Here is a 3637-nt window from a genome sequence, read left to right as displayed (position 1 = left end):
ACGAGCACGATTTGGAAGCGTGAACGTCAGCGATCACCTCGCACGCGGGCCTTCTAGATTGAGGCGGCGTGAGCGTGATGACCGAATCGGGGTGGAAGTTTGCGTCTCGCAACAATGCTGTGTGCTGGGGTGCATCGCCGGGTTCGTGGCGCCGGTCGGCACGCCCGTTGAAACATCGTCGCGGCTTGCCAATGTACTCGATTTGAATCGCCACGAGAAACTCCCGTGTCCCAATCGCCAGTCAGGATATCAGGCGCCGGTTGTCAGCGTTGGTCGTTTCGTGCTCGTGCTCAGCATCGCGGTGCTCGTGCTCGTAATCGATCGACAGGCGTCGGTTTGCTTGTCTCAGCCGAGTCGACCGCGCACCCGTCAAACCGTGACATCAAGAGCGAATCCCAGCAACAGAGGTCTGAATACATCAAGTGGGCCAAATTCAAGCGCACCCGTCAGCAGCATGGACGACAGGCGCCAGACCATCGCAGCCATCTACCGCCGCGAACATCAGTGGTCACCGCGTCGGCGTGATAGACCTGATTTCAAAACAAACTCAACGCGCCGACTGCGGTGCACCACTTGGTTCACGCGGATCGGCCACGACGACAGCTTGAGCCATCGTCGCTGGTGGCCAGTGTACTCGATCGGAATCGCCGAAGAAAATCGAGTCTCCAAACAGCAGTCGGCGTGTCAGGCGTCGGCTGTCAGCGTTGCATTCGACAGGCGTCGGTTTGTCGAATTCGGCCGAGTCGACCGTGCGCCAAGTGAGACAAGAATCACGCAAAGACGCCATGCCGCAAAGAAGCGGGGTCAAATCTTTGCGGCTTGGCGACTTTGCGTGAGCCCCTTCCAGCAAGTACGTCAGCGCACTTGTCGAACCCTGACTTCAGGAGCGAATAACAGGAAACAGAGGCCTGATGAATTCCGGTGGGCGCAAGCTCGGGTACCGGCATTAGCGTTCATCGGTGTTCATTAGCGGTGCCAAAACGCCGGAAACACGAACGGCTAATCCACGCGAATGAACGCTAATTTCGGAACCTGTTTCAAGCAGTCGAGAGCGTGAACGTTAAGGATCACGCGGCGGCGACGAGAGACCAACCAATTCATACCAACCTGACTTCGCCGCTCGTCGTGCATCCGTTGGTTCTGTGCTTCCATCATGGAGTACGATGCAAATATCCGAAACGCATCTTGCCATGCCTTACATAAAAGAACTTGAGGCCCATTGCAGGATCGTTTTCCGGGAGCGATGCGCTCGCGATTTCAATTGATTTTGCGTCGGCAATTGAGCATCCGTGGATCCCAAGGAACAAGTCGCCCGTGCGAAGTCCTCCCAAATACGCGGGTCCATTCTTGTCAACGTTGTGCACGCGCACTGCACCAACAAGGCCGTTGCCATTCACCTTGCGAAGGTCATCAATCACATGGGGGTCAACGTCGACAAAGCTGGCGGATATCTGTTCGAGCACGACCGTTTGCGGACGTGAAAAGAAGGCAAATAGCATTGCGGCCAACGCGACGAACCCACAGATTGCCCCCAATGTGAATTGAATTCGAAAGTGCGGGCGTTTCATCGGGTTTACGGCTGCAATTCGGCCACAGAACGGTCAGGATCACGCGGTCGGCGCGGTAAATACACCACTTCAATCAAACCTGACTCGCCGACTCGTCGTGCATCCGTTGGTTCGCCGCATTGCCGGAGACAGAACATAGGGAAGCTCGCGTTTGCCGCGATTTAAGCTATTGCATCCAGGATAGGACACCACACGATGCGACACTACGAGATCGTCAACGAATCATCGTCTCTTTACGCCTAGAAGCAAATCTACGATCTCAGCGAAGAAGATAAACGGAGACATGAGCACGAGTGCAGCTACAGTGAATCCTAGATTGCCCCATGAAATCCATACGAAGTAGATCAGCACGGCGGAATAGGTTGTGATTTTGAACAGCGTGCGGAGCGAGTACTGCCGACTCTGTGCCGATGACTGTTCGTCGTTGGATTCGTCAATCATGCAGTTTTAATGATGCCATGACATTGTCGGATAACGTCCGCCGTTCACCGTGGCACGGCGAACGACAATGTGTTTTCGATTGACGCCGACTCCGTGCCTGCGTGTGCAACGGATGGTTCGCGCGTCCGGTCATGACGACAGCACGTGCCATCGTCGCTGATGGCCAATGTACTCGATCGGAATCGCCGTGGGAAATCGAGTGTCCCAATTTGCGGTCGGCACTTCGGGCGTTGGTTGTCTGCGTTGAAATCGACAGGCGTCGGTTTGTCTTCGTCGGCTGAGTCGACCGCGCACCTATCAAACCGTGACATCGGAAGCGAATCCCAGGAAACAGAGGTTTGACGACATAAAATGGGCCCACTTCGAGCGCAAATATCAAACGATGACATCAAGTGTGAAACCCAGGAAATGGCGGTTTGCTGAATTCGGATGGGCGCAAATCGGGCGCACCAGTTAAACCGCGGACGAATCAGCAAACCACGAAGGTCACGAAGAAACACGAAGAGGAAGTGGGCGTTCCGCGACAGGCGTCGGTTGGCAGCGCGAACGGCCGCCGTTCACCGCGGCACGGCGGACGACATTGTGTTTTCGGTTGACGCCGACTCCGTGCCTGCGTGTGCAACGGATGGTTCGCGCGTCCGGCCACGACGACAGCTTGAGCCATCGCCGCTGATGACCAATGTACTCGATTGAAATCGCCGAGGGAAATTGAGTCTCCCAATCAGCAGTCGGCGCGTCAGGCGTCGGTTGTCAGCGTTGCATTTGACAGGCGTCGGTTTGTCTTCGTCGGCCGAGTCGACTGCGCAACTATCGAACCGTGACATCAAGAGCGAATCCCAGGAAACAGAGGTCTGGTGAAATCCGATGGGCGCCCTTCGAGCGCACCAATCAAACCGTGGATGAATGAACAACCACAGAGGTCACGGAGGGACACAGAGAATTAGTGGCCGTTGCTGTCAGGCGTTGGGCGTTGCGCAGTGCTGTGATCGGCGGAAAGAGAGCAACCACGAAAGACGCGAAAAACACGAAAGATGAGGTGTGTTGGTGTCGGGTCCAGCTAGCAGCGCGAACGCCCGCCGTTCACCGCGGCACGGCGAACGACATTGTGTTTTCGGTTGACGCCGACTCCGTGCCTGCGTGTGCAACGGATGGTTCACGCGGTCGGGCACGACGACAGTTTGAGCCATCGCCGCGGATGGCCAATGTACTCGATTGGATGGGCTGCGGGAGATTTCACTTCTCTGTCACCGCGCTCTTCAATGGACAGACACGATGAAGCCCGGAGGGCTGGCACAGTGCTTGCCGGTGGTGTCAACCACCGGGATCCAGTGTAATCAACCACCAAGGCCTGAAGGGCCGGCACAATCATTCTCTTGGCGGTCACCGGAGCGATCGAAGCACGGGTTATTGTGTCGGCCCGCTGGACCTTGAGCATTGCAAGGAATCCATCCCGGGTGGCTGACACCACCGGCTGACACTCTGCCGGCCCTCCGGGCCTCAGACACATCGTTCCGCCAGCCGGTCCGTTGGATTCAGCAATCACTTTACGGTCGTCATCTCCGGCGTCGGTTTGTCTTGGATCGTACTCGTACTCGTACTCGTACTCAGCATCGCGGTACTCGTACTCC

At 56.6% G+C, this 3637-nt stretch carries 2 protein-coding genes; both read right to left on the bottom strand.

What is annotated here, in order from left to right; translation table 11 throughout:
* Nucleotides 1-1151 precede the first annotated feature (1151 nt).
* Complete coding sequence (locus tag H1B37_RS32395; RefSeq protein ID WP_182871424.1) at nucleotides 1152-1568, bottom strand: PDZ domain-containing protein; 417 nt, start codon at nucleotides 1566-1568, stop codon at nucleotides 1152-1154.
* Between the two features lie 1594 nt (nucleotides 1569-3162).
* Nucleotides 3163-3637: hypothetical protein (locus tag H1B37_RS33525; RefSeq protein ID WP_220498485.1), on the bottom strand; the 475-nt coding region annotated here is incomplete at its 5' end.

Source organism: Stieleria mannarensis (assembly GCF_014154935.1).
In the GTDB taxonomy this organism is placed as follows: domain Bacteria; phylum Planctomycetota; class Planctomycetia; order Pirellulales; family Pirellulaceae; genus Stieleria; species Stieleria mannarensis.
Note: the sequence above shows the minus strand (reverse complement) of the source record. Positions and strands in the feature narration are given on the sequence as shown.

Bases quoted from the DNA above. Each gene is read 5' to 3' on its own strand.
- H1B37_RS32395 (WP_182871424.1), bottom strand. From the start codon at position 1,568: ATGAAACGCCCGCACTTTCGAATTCAATTCACATTGGGGGCAATCTGT.